This is a genomic window from Leifsonia araucanica, from assembly GCF_051161895.1.
Classification (GTDB): Bacteria; Actinomycetota; Actinomycetes; order Actinomycetales; family Microbacteriaceae; genus Leifsonia.
Genome location: NZ_JBMBTW010000002.1, coordinates 3,810,211 through 3,826,578, shown reverse-complemented (window position 1 = coordinate 3,826,578; position 16,368 = coordinate 3,810,211). Strand labels below are relative to the sequence as shown.

The 16,368-nt window shown below is 70.4% G+C and carries 12 protein-coding genes; 5 read left to right on the top strand and 7 right to left on the bottom strand.

Features of this window, described 5'->3' with window-relative positions; translation table 11 throughout:
• The first annotated feature begins 24 nt into the window (after positions 1–24).
• Complete coding sequence (locus ACN6M5_RS18330) at positions 25–468, top strand: metallopeptidase family protein (protein ID WP_085371336.1); 444 nt, start codon at positions 25–27, stop codon at positions 466–468.
• Between the two features lie 24 nt (positions 469–492).
• Here the strand turns inward: ACN6M5_RS18330 and ACN6M5_RS18325 are convergent, their stop codons facing one another.
• The 5 genes from ACN6M5_RS18325 to ACN6M5_RS18305 form a co-directional block, all read right to left on the bottom strand.
• Complete coding sequence (locus tag ACN6M5_RS18325) at positions 493–1,923, bottom strand: DUF5719 family protein (RefSeq protein WP_434952080.1); 1,431 nt, start codon at positions 1,921–1,923, stop codon at positions 493–495.
• Complete coding sequence (locus ACN6M5_RS18320) at positions 1,916–5,305, bottom strand: glycosyltransferase family 2 protein (protein ID WP_434952078.1); 3,390 nt, start codon at positions 5,303–5,305, stop codon at positions 1,916–1,918. Before ACN6M5_RS18320 ends, ACN6M5_RS18325 begins: the two co-directional genes overlap by 8 nt.
• Before the next feature lie 62 nt (positions 5,306–5,367).
• Entirely contained in the window at positions 5,368–5,688 is a 321-nt protein-coding gene (locus tag ACN6M5_RS18315; protein ID WP_082581223.1) for a WhiB family transcriptional regulator, read from the bottom strand.
• 194 nt (positions 5,689–5,882) lie between these two features.
• Entirely contained in the window at positions 5,883–6,845 is a 963-nt protein-coding gene (gene galE / locus ACN6M5_RS18310) for a UDP-glucose 4-epimerase GalE (RefSeq protein ID WP_434952076.1), read from the bottom strand.
• 72 nt (positions 6,846–6,917) lie between these two features.
• On the bottom strand, positions 6,918–8,096 hold the full coding sequence (locus ACN6M5_RS18305; RefSeq protein WP_085369114.1) for an acyl-CoA dehydrogenase family protein: 1,179 nt from the start codon (positions 8,094–8,096) through the stop codon (positions 6,918–6,920).
• Between the two features lie 128 nt (positions 8,097–8,224).
• On the opposite strand from ACN6M5_RS18305, the gene manA reads away from it, so the two are divergent.
• Genes manA through ACN6M5_RS18290 form a run of 3 tightly spaced genes read left to right on the top strand, consistent with a single transcriptional unit; the run spans position 8,225 to position 12,095 of the window.
• Positions 8,225–9,445 (top strand): mannose-6-phosphate isomerase, class I, encoded by a 1,221-nt coding sequence (gene manA / locus ACN6M5_RS18300; RefSeq protein WP_434952073.1) that lies wholly within the window; start codon positions 8,225–8,227, stop codon positions 9,443–9,445.
• A 24-nt stretch (positions 9,446–9,469) separates the two neighbouring features.
• Complete coding sequence (locus ACN6M5_RS18295; RefSeq protein ID WP_434952071.1) at positions 9,470–10,795, top strand: O-antigen ligase family protein; 1,326 nt, start codon at positions 9,470–9,472, stop codon at positions 10,793–10,795.
• 10 nt (positions 10,796–10,805) lie between these two features.
• Positions 10,806–12,095, top strand: a complete 1,290-nt coding sequence (locus tag ACN6M5_RS18290; protein ID WP_434952068.1) for an exopolysaccharide production protein — start codon at positions 10,806–10,808, stop codon at positions 12,093–12,095.
• On the opposite strand, the gene ACN6M5_RS18285 is transcribed toward ACN6M5_RS18290, so the two are convergent.
• Positions 12,037–13,419 (bottom strand): lipopolysaccharide biosynthesis protein, encoded by a 1,383-nt coding sequence (locus ACN6M5_RS18285; protein ID WP_434952065.1) that lies wholly within the window; start codon positions 13,417–13,419, stop codon positions 12,037–12,039. The two genes, ACN6M5_RS18290 and ACN6M5_RS18285, sit on opposite strands and share 59 nt — an antisense overlap.
• Before the next feature lie 80 nt (positions 13,420–13,499).
• Between ACN6M5_RS18285 and ACN6M5_RS18280 the strand changes: the two genes are divergently transcribed.
• Complete coding sequence (locus ACN6M5_RS18280) at positions 13,500–14,396, top strand: glycosyltransferase family 2 protein (RefSeq protein ID WP_434952062.1); 897 nt, start codon at positions 13,500–13,502, stop codon at positions 14,394–14,396.
• 15 nt (positions 14,397–14,411) lie between these two features.
• Here ACN6M5_RS18280 and ACN6M5_RS18275 read toward each other — a convergent pair whose 3' ends face one another.
• The gene (locus tag ACN6M5_RS18275) at positions 14,412–16,283 is read right to left on the bottom strand and encodes a hypothetical protein (RefSeq protein ID WP_434952059.1); all 1,872 of its coding nucleotides are present in this window, start codon (positions 16,281–16,283) and stop codon (positions 14,412–14,414) included.
• Between the last annotated feature and the right edge of the window lie 85 nt (positions 16,284–16,368).

The window sequence follows — 16,368 nt, the reverse complement described above, 5'->3', positions numbered from 1 at the left end:
GCGCGGGCGACGTAGGATTGCGACATGCCCCGCAACCGCCGCTCAAGCAGCCAGCCGCCTGCCACCTCCCGGTGGCGCAGCAGGCACGGCAGGGGTGCGAGAGGCCCGGTGACCGGACCCCACCTGCCGATGCTGAACAACAGGATCGACTTCTTCGACATGACCGTCGCCTCCACGGCCGACTACCTCAAAGGCGTCTGGCCGAACGAGCTCGCGGACGTGCACTTCGAGGTCGCTGCCACCCCCATCGGCAACACGGGCAGCGACGGCGTCGACCGCTGGCACGTCGACCACGCCCAGCGCCGCATCGTGCTCTACCGCGTCCCGATCCAGCGCCTCACCAAACTGCACCGCAACGACGACCTCCACCGCAGGATGTTCGTCGAGGGCTGCGTGTTCCGCGCCGTCGCCGAGTTGCTGGGGAAGGACCCGTGGGATTTGGCGCCGGACCGGTACCGGCACTTCTGATCCCCGGTCCGATCTCTCGCCGGGTCAGCGCGGGTACACCTCGATCGGCGCGGCCAGCGGGCCGGGCGGGTTGAGGGCGAACGAGCTTGCGGCACCGTCGGCGGAGAAGCTGACGCTCACGTAGAGGCCGTCTCCCCCGGTGACCGTGTACATCCCGGCGCCCACCTTGACGTTCGCGGCCCCTTCGGCCGGGATGGTCAGGGTGGCCGGCTTGCCGTTGCGTCCCTCGATGGTGACCTTCTGGTCCTTTTCGCCTGGGTTGGCGAAGTGCACCATCGGGGTCGGGGCGGACGGGATGGCGGCCAGGAAGGTTTCGCCCATCGGCTGCGACGAGGCGAACCAGGTGAAGTCGTGGGTCTTCGCGCCGGCGACCGAGGTGCGGGCCGCGGCGACGACCGGCACGGAGGAGCGGACGGTGACGGTGTAGTTGCCGTCCTTGAGGTGATCCAGCGGGATCTCGGCGACCACGCCCGCCTTCACCGTCTGCGCGTACGAGTTGCCTGCCGCCGTGCCGTTCTCGCCGACGGCGCCGACGGTGATGTCCGCATCCTGGTCGCCGGGCACGAACACGCGGACGGCGGGGAGGTCCGCCCCGTAGCCCTCGCCGGACTGGGCGCCCTCGATGGTCGCCAGGTTCGCGATGGTCATGCCGGAGATCACCTGCACGCGCGACGGGGAGCCTGTCGCGCCGGACAGTTCGACGCCGCGCGGGTCGATGCCCTGCTCGAAGCTCTGCTGCAGCGAGGCGAGCACCTGCCCTCCCGTGCTCTGAACGTGCACGACGGGGGCGGCGACGGACGGAGCGAGCCCGGCGAGCGGGACGACCTTCTGCGCGCCGGCGGGGACGACGATGCCGGCGGCTCCCGGCGCATCCACCTGGCCGGTCTCGGCGAAGATCGAGAGGTTGACGGTGGCCTGCACCGAGGTCGGGTTGGACAGCATCACGAGGCTGGTCTGGCCGAGCGCGGTGGAACCGCCGACCAGCCAGCTGTCCGCGCTCGCCTCTCCGCAGGCGGAGGCGGCGAGACCGGCGAGGTCGTCGGTCGTCGCGCTCTGCGACTGGGCGCCCGCGACGAGCGGCGGGGTGCTCGCGCCCTGCGGGGTGGCGACGGTGAGCACCTGGGGAGCCTCGGCGCGCGACGAACCGTCGGCGTCGGCCTTCAGCGACCGGGTGTCGACGCTGCCGCCGTCCGCCCCGTATGTAGAGGTGGGGGCGCCGAACGGGGATGCGGTGGTGGCGGCGCCCGCGTCGGCCGCGAGGGCGAGCAGCGGGCCGGGGCAGACCCTCTGCTGGTCGGCAGGCACGGGCTTGACAGTCGAGACGGGGGCTGCGACCTGGAACGACGGCAGCGGCAGCAACGATGCACCCGCGATGGCGATGCCGGCGACGCCGAGGCCGATCACACCGCCGACCACGCGCATGCTGACCCTGGCAATTCCACGCTTGTCAGCCACGGTCGCCTCCTTCAGTTCGCTCGGTTCCGCGGCGGGGGCGGATGATCGTCTCCTCGAGGCCTTCCTCGAGCGTCGTGGGGGTGGACGGGGTGGGGACCAGCGCATCCGGGGTGGATGAGGGGTGCTGGTGCTCCGGGGCGGTGTCGCGCTCGGGGGCGGGCTCTGGTTCTGGCTCGGGCTCGGCGGTCTGCGGCTCGGGGGCGGGCTCCGGTTGTGGCTCGACGACAGGCGCGGGCTCCGGCTCAGGCTCGACCACCGGCTCTGGCTCGGGGGCAGACTCGGGCTCGGCCATCGGGCTGGGCTCAGGCACCGGCTCTGGCTCGACCACAGGCTCCGGCGCAACCTCCGGCTCTGGCTCCGGCTCCGCCGCTTCCTCCACCTCGGAGGACTCGACGGCCGCCTCGTCGTCGGGTTCCGCCTCGTACTCCGAGAGCGTCTCGTCAGCCACGGCCTCTTCGCCGTCCTTCGGCTGCTCCGGCTCGTCGTCGGGCGTGACGACGAGGTCGTCCTCGTCGCCGTGGCGGCGCTTCGGTCGGCGGGAGTTCAGCTCGGCGACGCGGTCGGCCGAGCGCGTGGTCGGGATGGCCATGAGCAGCGTGATGCCGATGACGATGCCCTGCGCCAGCAGCACGATCAGCCGCCAGATCCCTCCAGCGTCCGCGGGGACGAGCGCGGCCTTCGGCTCCGCCGAGGTGCCGCGGTCGAACGCCCAGAGCTGCCCGCTCACCGTCGCACCCACGGGGGCGAGCAGCGGATTCGCGTCGAGGGCGGTGGATGCGCGCACGCCGCTGACCTTGGCAGGCTCGCTCACCGGCGCGTTCCCGCCCGTGCTCTGGTTCAGGTCCACCGCTGCCGGTGCGAGCAGCACGAAGTCGATGCCGAGGCGCTTCATCGTCGGAGAGCCGTCGTAGCCGCTCCGGGACGACAGGTTGCCCGCGAGCGTCGCCAGCTCCTTCTGCTCGGGTGACAGCGTGCGCTCCGTCGAGCTGAGGGTGCTCTGCGCGTCGAGCGTCTGCCCGGCGCCGCGGATGAGTTCCGCCGCGATGCCGCCGTCCGGCTGCGGCGTGATGCGCAGCGTTCCCGTGCGGGGCTGGGTGGCGGCCTTGGCCGTGACGACGGCCGGCATGGTGCGTCCGTCGCTCTCGACCACCTTCGACTGTCCGTCGTGCAGTGCGATGGCGGAGGGGACGGCGGCGATGGCGAGCGTGAGGAGCGCGACCCAGGCCGGGTAGACGGCGGCGCGGCCGATGGCGGAGAGCGCGAGGACCGCTGCCCCGATCAGTCCGAGCCAGTAGAGGCTCACGGCCGTTCCCGGCCAGATCGGCACGACGCTGGAACCGGCGAACGTCACCTGGACGTGCAGCGCGGCGACCGCGGTGAGGAAGCCGACCAGGGCGACCAGCAGCGCGACGATCGCCCTGCTCGACCCGCGGAGGAACAGGGCCAGGATGGCGAGCACGCCGAGCGGCGCGAGCAGGATGGGCACGATGATGTTCGGGGCGGCCTCGGCGAGGTCGAACGGCAGCACGGAGCCGAGCGCGTGCCAGCCGCCGAGCGTGCCGTCCGGGAAGCCGAGGGCGAGCTGCCAGGCCGGGGTCTGTCGCGCATCCAGTGCGACGCCGGGGTCGGCGAAGATCGACAGCCACGCCCCGCGGGAGATCTGCTGCCAGACCAGAGGAGCGAACAGCACAACAGCGGGCAACGGGATGAACGCGATGCGTGCGGCACGGCGCCCACCGAACGCGATGGCCGCGATCCAGGCGACCACGAGGGCCGGGATGAGCACGGGCGCGCACGCCGCTGTCGCCGCGGCGAGCAGCGCGGTGACGGCGCTGGCCGCCCACGACCGGCGAGCGGCGAGCCCGGCGAAGAACAGCCACGGGAGCAGCACGTGCGCGAGCACGGCAGCAGGACGGCCGCCCTGCAGCGCCACCAGCAGTGTCGGCGCGAGTGCGTAGGCGAGGCCGGCGAAGATGCGCAGCGTCGTCTTGGAGGTGAGCCGCGCCGCCGCCAGCCAGGCGCCGAGCGCTGCCAGCGGGACCGCGAGGAAGTAGAGGCCGACGATCGAGACGGACGGCTGCCAGAAGGTCAGCGTTCCGAGCACGGCGAGCACCGCCGCGAACGGGTCGGCGGCTCCGGTGAAGCCGAGCCCGACATCCCGCCAGCCGTAGCCGAGGTTCGCCCACAGCTGGCCGACCGACGCGTTGAGAGGGAGCAGCCCTCCCCCGGTGAGTGCCGCGCTTCCGAAGAGCGGGAAGAACAGGGCGACGCCGATGACCAGTGCAGCGAGCACCGTCCAGCCGCCGCCCGTACCGAAGAAGTCGAGTTCCTGTCGCTCGCCCTGCTGGCCGACCTGCGCGGCCTCGCGTTTCAGCGCGCGTCCACGCCGCACCTCGTCGAACGGGATGCGCAGCGGGGCGACGGCCGCCCAGCCGACGGTCTTGTTCTGGGCGAGCGTGCGGCGGGCGTTGCTCACGCGCATCCCGGAGAACGCGACGCTGAACGCCGCGGCCAGCTCGCCGCCGACCGAGCCCGGTTCCTTGCGCAGGATGCGGCCGATGGAGCGAAGGATCGCGAGCGGCACGAGGCTGAGCCAGTGGAACGGCACGGCAGCGGCAGGCGCGTAGACCATCCTGCGGTGCAGCTGGGCCGCTCGCCGTTCCTTGGTGAGGCGGCGCCGCACGGTCCACTTGCGCGAGAGGTTGGGTCCTGCGACACCGTCGCCGGCGATGGCCACCCTGGCCTGGGCGACGAGGGAGACGCGGAAGCCCGCGAGACGGACCCTGGTGCAGAAATCGAGTCCGTCGTCGGCGGTCGGCAGGCCTGGGTCGAAACCGCCGAGCTTGTCCCATACGGTCTGGCGGACGATCATCCCGGCGGACGAGACGCCGAGCACGTCGGTGAGGCCGTCGTGCTGCGCCTGGTCCATCTCGTTCTCGACCAGCGGCACCGCGGCGCCGAGCGGCGTCATCGCCTCGCCGAACTCACGGATGAAGGATGCGTCGTCCCAGTCGACCAGCTTGGGTCCTGCGACGGCGACGGAGGGCGAGACCTCGACGGCGCCGAGGAGTGCTTCGAGAGCACCGGGCTCGGGTGCCGTGTCCTGCGCGAGCAGCCACAGCCACTCGTGGTCGGACGACGGAGGAGCGGTCACTCGCACCCCGGTCGCCACGGCAGCGCCGAACGGCAGCTTCTCCGGCACGGAGAGCAGCTGGGTGGGGCGGAAATCGGCGAGCAGCTTGGCGGCGTCGTCCGTCGACGCACAGTCGACGGCGATCACGGCATCCGGTTGTCTCGTCTGTGCCGCGATGGCGTCGAGAGTGCGCTGAAGGTGGGGGCCGCCACTCTGGGCGACGACGATGGCAGTGACTCTCGGATACATCGGGAGTCAGCCTAGGTTGGCGTCGCGTCGATCCGTGGAGGCAGATCGGGCGCGGCGCGAATTCAGCTGGCGCGCTTGCGCAGCTTGCGGCGTTCGCGCTCGGACAGCCCACCCCAGATGCCGAACCGCTCGTCGTTCGCGAGGGCGTATTCGAGGCACTGGGTGCGAACCTCGCACGAGGTGCAGATGCGCTTGGCGTCGCGGGTCGATCCGCCCTTCTCGGGGAAAAACGCCTCCGGGTCGGTCTGAGCGCACAGCGAGTCGGACTGCCAGGCAAGCGGATTGTCGTCGTCGACATTCGGCCGGACACCCGGAACCCCCAGTTTGACCGGGTCGATGAACCAGTCGTCGGGTACTCCAGAGCGATATTCAGGAACTGTCATATCGGACTCCCACCCATTAACTGCTAAGCACGCAAGACAACGTGTTGGAATAATTACACCGTTGTCATTCGCAAGAGTCAAGTCGCAAATCGTAAAGCCTTGAGTCCTGGTCGAGAGTTCGCGACGCGCCGACGCTCCACAACAATCCCGACACGCCCGGCCGTTCTACCCCCGTCGGACGGCCAGGAGAGGGCTCAGGATGCCGCTTGGCGCGCTTCCCAGGCGCTCCGAACCATCTCGTCCAGGGTGTGGCGCATTCTCCAGTCCAGATCCCGGGCGGCGAGTTCACCGGATGCGACGATCCTCGCAGGATCTCCGGCGCGGCGCGGCCCCACTTCTGGGGTGAAGTCGATTCCGGTCACCGCTGCGACGGTCGACATGATCTCGCCGACCGAGACCCCGTCGCCGCTACCCAGGTTGTAGACGGGCTCGATCGCCTCGTGCGCATCCAGTCGCTTCGCGGCAGCGACGTGCGAGACGGCCAGGTCGGAGACGTGGATGTAGTCGCGGACGCAAGTGCCGTCCGGCGTCGGGTAGTCGACGCCGTTGATGCGCGGCGTGCGGCCGTCCACCAGCGCGTCGAACACCAGAGGGAAGAGGTTGTGCGGGCTGGTGTCGCGCAGCGAAGGATCGCCGGAGCCGACGACGTTGAAGTAGCGCAGGCTGGTGTGGCGGAGACCAGCGGCGATGCCCTGGTCGCGCAGCAGCCACTCCCCGATCAGCTTCGACTCGCCATACGGGGACTCCGGGCTCTTCGGCGTGCTCTCCGTGACGAGGTCCGTGTCCGGCGTGCCGTAGACGGCGGCGGAGGACGAGAAGACCATCGCATCCACCCCCGCCTCCTGCATGGCGGCGAGCAGCACGGCGGTCGCGGTCACGTTCTGCTCGTAGGTGTGCAGAGGACGCTGCACGGAGACGCCCGCGTACTTGAAACCGGCGACGTGCACGACGCCGGAGACGCTGTTCTCGGCGAAGACCCGTTCGAGCAGCGCGCCGTCCAGGATGGTCCCCCGATAGAAGGGGACGTCCGCCGGCACGAACTCCTCATGCCCGCTGGACAGGTCGTCGACCACGACGACGTCGATGCCCTCCGAACGGAACGCCCGCACGATGTGCGAGCCGATGTATCCAGCTCCTCCGGTCACCAACCACGCCACGCGGTCCTCCTCAAACGCTCGACTGCCGAACGCCCAGCCTATCCGGCCCGCCGGCGCCGAACGGATCGCCCGCTAGACGAAGGCCGCCTGGCCGGTGATCGAGCGGCCGACGATCAGCGTGTTCATCTCGCGGGTGCCCTCGTAGGAGTAGAGGGCCTCGGCGTCGGCGAAGAAGCGGGCGACGTCGTAGTCGATCACGATGCCGTTGCCACCCAGGATCTCGCGGCACCAGGCGACGGTCTCGCGCATCCGGGAGGTGGCGAACGCCTTGGCGAGTGCGGAGTGCTCGTCGCGCTGCTTGCCGGTGTCGAGCATCTCGGAGACGCGCGTGCAGAGGGCGATGGATGCGGTGATGTTGCCGAGCGACTTGACCAGCAGATCCTGGATGAGCTGGTGCGCTCCCAGAGGCTTGCCGAACTGGATGCGCTCCTTCGAGTACGCGACGGCTGCCTCGTACGCGCCGATCGCGACCCCGACGGCCGCCCAGGCGACCTCGGCGCGGGTGAGGCGGAGCACGGCGGCGGTGTCTTTGAACGTGTTGGCGTTCTGCAGGCGCAGCGACTCGGGCACGACGACGTTCTCGAGCGTGATGTCGGCGTTCTGCACCATGCGGAGGGACTGCTTGCCCTCGATCTTCGTCGCGGTGTACCCGGGCGTCGAGGTCGGAACGATGAAGCCCTTCACCTGGCCGTCCTCCGCGCTCTTCGCCCAGATGATGGTGATGTCGCTGAACGTGGCGTTGCCGATCCAGCGCTTCGAACCGTTGAGCACCCAGTTGTCGCCGTCGCGCGTCGCGATCGTGCGCAGGCCCTGCGCGGAGTCCGAGCCGGAGAGCGGCTCGGTCAGGCCGAACGCCCCGAGCACCTCGCCGCTGGCGAGCTTCGGCAGCCACTCCGCCTTCTGCTCCTCGGAGCCGCAGACGCCGACGGCGCCGAGGGCGAGGCCGTTCTGCACGCCGACGTAAGTGCTGACGGACGCATCCACCCTCGCAAGCTCCAGGGCGACCCAGCCGCGGAACACGGCCGAGTTCTCGAACGGAGCGGTCTCCGGGAAGCCGAGCCCGACGGTGCCGGTCTTGTGCAGCCCCTCGATGATCTGGTGCGGGAACTCCGCCCGCTCCCAGTGCTCGTTCACGATCGGCTTCACCTCGGTCTCCAGGTAGGAGCGGAGGTGGGCGAGGAAGTCCTTCTCCTGGGTGCTGAGAAGGTCCTCGTATCCGTAGAAATCGCTGGCGAGGGACTCGAAGGACATAGCTGCTCCATTGCGTCGTACGGCGGGATGACGGGTCGGCTGGCGACCAGCGCCAGCCTAGGGAACCGGCAATGCCGCGCAAAAGCGATTGGTAGTTTGGTCTAACGAATCGAAAGGGACCACGACGGATGTTTGTGCGCATCGGCAATACCCCCCGCGACTACGCCTGGGGTTCGACCACTGCCATCGCCGGGCTGCTCGGCACCGAACCGAGCGGACGACCGGAGGCGGAGCTGTGGCTGGGCGCGCATCCCGGATCGCCGTCGGTGATCGCCGACCCGGCGCAGACCGGTGGAGCGGCGGACCTCGCCGCGTGGACGGCAGCAGACCCGCAGACCTCGCTCGGTCGGCAGGATGCGCACCTGCCGTACCTCCTGAAGGTGCTGGCCGCCGCCGGCCCGCTGTCGCTGCAGGCGCACCCGTCGTCCGAGCAGGCCGCCGCCGGGTTCGCGCGGGAGAACGCCGCGGGCATCCCCATCGACTCCCCCGAGCGCAACTACAAGGACCCGTTCCACAAGCCGGAGCTGATCTACGCGCTCAGCGACACCTTCGACGCGCTCTGCGGCTTCCGCGACGTCGAGCGCAGCGCAGCACTGTTCTCCGCGCTCGCTGAGACGGCGGACGACGGCGAGCGCGCGGTGATCGCGTCGTTCGCCGGCACCCTCGCCGGTGAGCCGACCGCGGTGCTCCGCGACGCGACGGAGTGGCTGCTCGGCGGCGATCCTGCGGTGGGCGAGCTGGTCGGCGCCGTCGTCGCCACAGCGCTCTCCGTCGAGCCGGACCCGGCGGGCGACGATCTCGCTGTCGCCGCAGACACCGTCCGGATGCTCGCGGAGGCGTTCCCGGGCGATCCGGGCATCGTGCTCGCGCTGCTGCTCAACCGCGCGACGCTGCGTCCGGGCGAGGTGCTGTACCTGCCGGCCGGGAACATCCACGCGTACCTGCGGGGGCTCGGGATCGAGCTGATGGCGGCGTCCGACAACGTGCTGCGCGGCGGCCTCACGCCGAAGCGCATCGACGTGCCGGAGCTGGTGAGCATCCTGGACTTCCGTCCGATCGTGGCGACGCCGATGGCCGCGGAGCATCCGGCGCCCGGCGTCGACGTGTTCCGACCGGATGTGCCCGACTTCGCGCTCGACCACATCGCGGTCGGGGCAGGGACGCCGTCCACGCGCATCCCGCTGCCCGGTGCGGCCATCGCGATCTGCACGGCAGGCACGGTGGAGCTCGCCGGAGCGCACGGCGGGCTGACGCTGGAACGCGGGCAGTCGGTGTTCGTCACGCCGGACGAGGAGTTCGTCTCCCTCTCCGGCGACGGGACGGTGTTCGTCGCGACACCGAACGCTTGAATTCCCGTCCGCTAGTCTTCCGAGGTGACCTCCGCACCCTCCGCTTCGTCCGTCCGGGCACGCGTGGCCGCCACCGCGTCCGGATCCGGCGCCGCGGCGTTCGCGACACTGCTGCTGTTCACGCTGTTCGCGGGCGATTTCTGGCGCAACATGATCAGCTGGCCGGGCTACTTCGTGCTGGCCGGGCTGCTCGCCGCCGCGAGCATCGTCGTCCTGGTGCGCACGCGGCCCGCCTTCCACTGGCGCAGGCTGCCCAGGATGCTCGTGCTGTTCCTCCTGCTGGCGACCGTCTCGATCGCGTGGTCCGCATACCCCGGCGCGAGCGCGCTCGGCGTGATCGCCCAGTTCGCGACCACTGCCGGCGCGCTCTACCTGGCGCTCGCCCTCGACTGGCCGCAGCTGCTGCGCGCGCTGGCGAACGCGTTCCGCTGGATCCTGGGGCTTTCGCTGCTGTTCGAGTTCGTCGTGGCCGCGTTCGTGCGGCATCCTGTGCTGCCGTTCTGGGCGTCGTACCCCGAGGGCAAGCTGCCGTCGGCGTTCTATTGGAGCAGGGGGCTGCTGTTCCACGGCGGGCAGATTCAGGGCATCCAGGGCAACAGCAACCTGCTGGCGATGGTGGCGCTGCTGGCCGTGATCGTGTTCGGCATCCAGCTCGCCGACCGCACCGTGCGCCGCGGGGCGGGCATCACCTGGCTGGTGATCGCGGTCGGGACGCTCGCTCTCACCCGCTCGTCGACGGTGATCGTGGCCGGGCTGGCCACCGCCGTCGTGTTCGCGTTCGCCCTGTGGATGCGCAGAGTCGCGCCGGACCGGCGCCGTCCCGTCTACCTCACCGCCGCCGCGCTCGTCGTGGTGGCCGCCGGGCTGCTGATCGCGTTCGCCTCGCGCATCCCCGCCCTGTTCGGCAAGAGCGAGGACCTGACGGGGCGCCTCGACATCTGGCACTCGGTGATCGGACTGGCGCAGGAACGCCCGGTGTTCGGTTGGGGCTGGGTGAGCTACTGGGCGCCGTGGGTCTCCCCGTTCAAGAACCTCGCCGAACGCAACGGCGTCACCTACCTGCAGGCGCACAACGCCTGGCTCGACGTCTGGCTGCAGCTCGGCATCGTCGGACTCGTGGTGTTCATCCTGCTGGTCGCGACCACGCTCGGCCGCTCCTGGTTCTTCGCCGTCGACCGGCCGAGGACCACGATCGCCGACGACAAGCCGTACACCGCGCTCGGGCTGCTGCCCCTGCTGCTGATCGCCGCGCTCATCGCGCAGAGCGCAGCGGAGAGCCGCATCCTGATCGAAGCGGGGTGGGCGCTGCTCGTGGTGCTGTCCGTGAAGACGAAGCAGAGCACACCGTAGGATTGCGTTCATGGCCGCGACCCGTCGAACCCTGGTCCCCGTCGCGGTGACCGAATTCCTGGGCTCGGCACGGTTCAATTCGGCGCTCTCGCTGGTGGCCGTCGGTGTCGGGTTCTCGACCCACGCGATCCGGGCTCTCATCGGCTGGCCGGGGCTCATCGGCGCGCTCGGCGTCGTGGTCGTGCTCGCCGCACTGTCGTTCGTCGCGCAGAGGAAGCTGATCGAGTGGCACGGCCTGCTGCCGATCTCGATCCTCCTGTTCGTCGGCTGGTGCGCCATCTCGATCTTCTGGAGCACGTACCAGTGGGCCACGCTCGCCGGGGTGATCTACCAGCTGAGCTTCGCCTTCCTGGCCGTCTACATCGCCCTGGTGCGGGATGCGATCCAGATCGTGCGCGTCGTCGGCGACGTGCTCCGGGTGCTGTTGACCGCATCCCTCGCCCTGGAGGTGCTGAGCGGAATCCTGCTGGACCTGCCCATCCGGTTCCTCGGCATCCAGGGCAACATCGCGCTCGGCGGCCCGATCCAGGGACTGTTCGGGTCGCGGAACGCGCTGAGCATCGTGGCGCTGATCGCGTTCGTGACGTTCCTCGTCGAGCTGAGGACGCGGTCGGTGCGGGCGCCGCTCGCCGCCGTCTCCATCTCGCTGGCCGTGCTCTGTCTGCTGTTCGCGCACTCCCCCGTCATCGCGGCGGTCGCCGTGGTCGTCGGCCTCGCGACGCTGGCGCTGTTCGGCCTGCGCAAGGTGCCTGCGCACCAGCGGCCCTACTACCAGTGGGGTCTCGCGGTGTTCACCATCGCCGTCCTCGTCTCGGCGTACATCTACCGCACCAGGGTCATCGACCTGCTGAACGCCAGGGCCGACTTCCAGGTGCGCTACAAGCTGTGGATCCAGATCTGGGAACTCATCCCGGTGGAGCAGACCGTCGGCTGGGGCTGGGTGGGCAGCTGGCCGACCGAGCTGTACCCGTTCACGGCCATCCAAGCGGCCACGGGCGTCTACCACTCGGACGGCCTCAACGCCTATCTCGACGTCTACCTGCAGGTGGGCATCATCGGGCTGCTGCTGTTCGTCGCGCTGGTCGCGCTCGCGTTCGGCCGCTCGTGGCTGCTCGCGTCCAACAAGCGCAGCGTGGTCTACGCCTGGGCGCCCCTCGTGCTGGTCGCCCTGCTCGTGACCAGCGTGTTCGAGAGCTCGATCCTGGTGGAGGCCGGCTGGCTGCTCCTCGTGATCTGCGCGGTCAAGGCCTCGCAGGGGATGAGCTGGCGACTTCGGCTGGCACGGCACGACCAGAGCTGACCCGCAGCCACACCAGGTGCACCACGAGCCCGACGGCCGGTCCGGAGGCGAGGGCGAGCGCCGCGCGGATCGGCAGGTCGAGCGGGATGAACAGCACGGCGAGCGAGACGAGCGACGCCACCACCCACCCGGTCGCGTATCCCCCGTGCAGCCCCTTCGCGAGCACGGCGGAGCCGCTCACGCAGAGCGCGCCGATCAGCCCGGAGGACGCGATCAGGGCCACCAGCACGTCGGCGCCGAGGTCGAACTGCGCGCCGAAGACGAACTGCATCACGGGCACGCCCCACAGCCAGGCGGCCAGGCAGAGCACCACGATCACCGCGGCGATCCCGGCGATGATCGTCAGCATGGTGCGGGTGGCGCGCTCCGGATGGTGCGAGAACTGGCTGACCAGGAAGCTCGACAGCGCCATCAGCGGCACCAGGATGGGCGCCCTCGTCAGCGTGACGGCGAGGACGAGCGAGCCGAGGTCCGCATGGTTGTCCGGTCCGGAGAAGAACGACAGCACCAGAGGGAAGCCGTTGATGAGCACGGCGGTCGCGGACGCAGCCAGCATCGTCCTGCCGGTGTTCGCGATCAGGGTGGAGAGCCCGATGCTCACCCGCGCGTTGGCGACGAGCGCCTTCGGGGCCGAGGCGAACACGATCGCCAGCGAGACGGGGAACGGCAGGATGACGGCGATGGCGAGCGCCACGAGGTCGTCGGTGAACGCCAGTACGGCGACGACGCCGATCACGCGCAGCACGCCGTCGAGCGCGACGATCGCGGCGAGCTGCCGCCACATCCCCGCCCCGGCCATGACGCCGGATGCGGCGGCCACCAGGCAGTTGAGGCCGGCGCCGAACGCGACGAACCAGGCGAGGCCGGCGTTCTGCGCGCCCAGGCTCGGTGTCGCCCAGAGCAGGCTGGTCGCCAGCACGGCGATCACGACGACCACCGCGACCATCGCCGCGAACGACCACATGGAGGTGCGGCGGACCGCGGCCGCCGCTCCTGCGCCCACTCGGCCGGCGCCCGCATCCACGGCCTGGACGGCGGTCTGCGCCACGGCACGCGTCGACTCCTGCTGCAGCCCGAACAGGATGCCGACGACCAGGAACAGCGCGGACCAGAACACCGAGAACACGCCGTAGCCCGCGGCGCCCACCGAGGTGAACACACGCCAGGTGACCACGTATCCCGCGAGTCCGGAGACGACCGTCGCACCGAGGATCAGGACGACGGACGAACGCCCGCCCGACCCGGCCGGCTGCGTCTCCCACTCGTCGGGAATCGGCTCGTTGAGCGGCTCATAGCTGGTGATGGGAGACTCCAGGGGTGGCATGACAGGATGGATGCTCTGCGCCTCGGGCGCGGCAGGCCAACCATACGACGAAAAGCTCCGAGCGGACGAAAACCTCCACCGTGACCATCGACATCATGATGCCGTTCTACGGCGACCCCCAGCTGTTCCGCGACGCCGTCCAGAGCGTCATCGCCCAGACGGACGACGACTGGCGTCTCGTCGTGATCGACGACGTGTACCCGGACACGGAGCCCGGCGAGTGGGTGAGCGCGCTCGGCGATCCGCGCATCCACTATCTGCGCAACGAGACGAACCTCGGTGTGAGCGGCAACTTCACCAAGTCGGTGCAGCTGGTGACGAGTGAGCACTTCGTCCTGATGGGCTGCGACGACCTCCTGGAGCCCGGCTACATCGCCAGGATGCGCGCCGCCATCGCCGCGCATCCCACGGGCGCATACTTCCAGCCGGCGGTGACCGTGATCGGCGACGACGGCCGCGAGACGCTCCCCCTCGCCGACCGGGTCAAAGGCTGGTACCGGCCCACCCACAGCGCGCCGATCGAGCTCAGCGGGGAAGCCATCGCGGTGAGCCTGCTGCGCGGCAACTGGACGTACTTCCCGTCGATCTGCTGGCGAACGGAGGCGGTGCGACGCCACGGCTTCGACCCCGACTTCGACGTCGTGCTCGACCTCAACCTGCAGATCGACATCGTGCTCGACGGCGGCAGCCTGGTGCTGCTGCCCGACCACGAGTTCCGTTACCGGAGGCACGCGGGCAGCGTCTCCTCCTGGACGGCGCAGGACGGCACCCGCTTCGACGAGGAGCGCGCCTTCTTCCTCACGAAGGCGGGCGTGCTGCGGCGGCACGGCTGGCGCAGGGCGGCGCGCGTCGCGTCGGCGCACTGGTCGTCGCGGCTGAACGCGGCGACCAAGCTGCCGTCGGCGCTCGCGAAGCGCGACGGGGCCGGGCTGCGGGCGCTGCTGCGGCACGTGTTTCTGGGGTGGCGACAGCGGTGAGCAGGGCCGCCGACCTCACCCGCTGACCGGGATACGCCCCACCAGCACCGTCGCGTCCAGGCCGGGGCAGGTCGCCGCGAGCTTCGCCCGCAGCGTCTCGTCCCTCGTGCGGATGGTCACGCCGCCGTCCCACGCCTTCACCGCGGAGCAGACGTCTTTCAGCGAGCGGACGTCCAGGTAGTACGAATACGGGCGGATCGGGTCGGTGCCGCTGGTCGCCGATGCTCCGAGGAGCCAGAGGTTGGCGAAGCCGTCGGCTTTCCAGTCGTAATAGCCGACGAACATGTTCTTGGCGTCGGTCGGGTCGTCGAGGGCGAACATCGCCGGGAGCACGTCGTCTCCGGAGGCGACACCCTCCCCCGCGAGGATGTCGCCGTACGGCACCAGTGCGCCGAGCGTCGGCGGTTTGGGCAGCACACTGGCCGCGATCGCGACGATGGCGATGAGCACGCCCGCCGTCGCCGCCACCCGGGGCCATACGGCGAGGTCGACCCGCGACAGCCGGTCGAGCGCAAGACCGATCACCACCACCAGCAGCAGGATGCCGCCGAACCAGACGAGTTTCGCCGGGTAGTAGCCCCACCAGTACGCGTCGGCCTGCACCTGCGTCCCGAGGTACGCGTACAGCCCGGCCAGCGCCGCGGACACCGTGACGACGCCCGTGAGGTCGGCGCGGTGTGCCGCCGTGCGGGCGGTGACCGCCGTGATCGCTACCGCCAGGCCGATCAGGATGAACAACAGGGCGGGGCTCACCGGCGCCATCGAACCGCCCTGGGCCAGCTCGCCCTGGTCGCGGCGCAGGTCGCGCAGGGAGACCAGCACGGCATACACCAGCAGCTGGGCGCCCGCGACGGCGAGGATCGTCCAGGACAGCCAGCCGAACGACCGGGGGCGGCGCAGGATGAGCCGGATGGCGGCCACCGCGGCGAGCGCGAGCGGCACGATGGCGAGGAACGCCCAGAGCGCCAGCAGTGCGGTCGTCATCGCCAGCAGCAGCGCGACGGCCACCACAGGAGCCCGCGGCGCCGCCCGCCAGGCGAGCCAGCTGCCGAGCAGGCAGGCGACCGTCGGCATCACGTTGTAGAAGCCGAACTCGAACGAGAAGCCTGCCACGAACCAGGATGCGATCAGTGCAGACCCGAGTACGGCCCCGATCGCACGGAACACCGGATGCTCCGGCCGCACCAGCTGCGCGACGATCAGGCCGGCGAGCAGGCTCGTGATGACCGTCGCGAGCGCGAACACGCCTGCCATCGCGGCGATGTCGTGGTGGAACAGCTCGGTCGTCTTCGCCCCGGCCCTGCCCGGCGCCATACCGGCCGCGAGCAGGATGGCGGTCATCGGAGACGAGTTCGGGTGCAGCGACGGGTTCAGGCCGCGGTCGTCGAGCAGGAAGCGCGCGGACACCAGGTTCCAGACGGCGTCGCTGCGCATCGCCCAGGAGAGCGCGTTGCCGTCGCGCAGGGCGGGCAGGATCGCGAAGACCGTCCCGACCATCGCGGGCACGACGGCCGCGGGGAGGACGCCCCACCAGACGGCTCTGCCCGGCAGGCGCATCCGGTCGCCGCTCAGCGCGACGAGCACCAGCCCGGCCAGCGCGATCACGACCAGGACGAGCAGGTTGCCGGTGAAGACGCCGAGCCCGATCCTGTGGAAGATCCGGATGCCGTACGCCTCGACCGCGAGCGGGACGGCGATGGCGGAGACCACACCGAGGCTCCAGCCGGCGAACGCGGCGACGCCCGTGGCCAGGCAGAGGGCGGCGGCAGCGGCGAGGACCCACACGGTCCAGCCAGCCCCGACGACGACCAGCCCGGCCGCGACGAAGACGAGCAGCACACCGGCCACCCACCAGCGGGACGCGGGGCGACGGGTGATATCGTCCACTGTGTTCCTCTCCGATGGAACCCGGTTGTTCGAGAACCGAACCTACCTCACCACCGGGCCATCGGCCATCCGGACGACGACAGGA

What these genes read in the sequence shown, in the direction of transcription:
- ACN6M5_RS18330 (WP_085371336.1), top strand. Translation starts at nt 25, where the DNA reads ATGCCCCGCAACCGCCGCTCAAGCAGCCAGCCGCCTGCCACCTCCCGG.
- ACN6M5_RS18320 (WP_434952078.1), bottom strand. Translation starts at nt 5,305, where the DNA reads ATGTATCCGAGAGTCACTGCCATCGTCGTCGCCCAGAGTGGCGGCCCC.
- ACN6M5_RS18315 (WP_082581223.1), bottom strand. Translation starts at nt 5,688, where the DNA reads ATGACAGTTCCTGAATATCGCTCTGGAGTACCCGACGACTGGTTCATC.
- ACN6M5_RS18305 (WP_085369114.1), bottom strand. Translation starts at nt 8,096, where the DNA reads ATGTCCTTCGAGTCCCTCGCCAGCGATTTCTACGGATACGAGGACCTT.
- manA (WP_434952073.1), top strand. Translation starts at nt 8,225, where the DNA reads ATGTTTGTGCGCATCGGCAATACCCCCCGCGACTACGCCTGGGGTTCG.
- ACN6M5_RS18290 (WP_434952068.1), top strand. Translation starts at nt 10,806, where the DNA reads ATGGCCGCGACCCGTCGAACCCTGGTCCCCGTCGCGGTGACCGAATTC.
- ACN6M5_RS18285 (WP_434952065.1), bottom strand. Translation starts at nt 13,419, where the DNA reads ATGCCACCCCTGGAGTCTCCCATCACCAGCTATGAGCCGCTCAACGAG.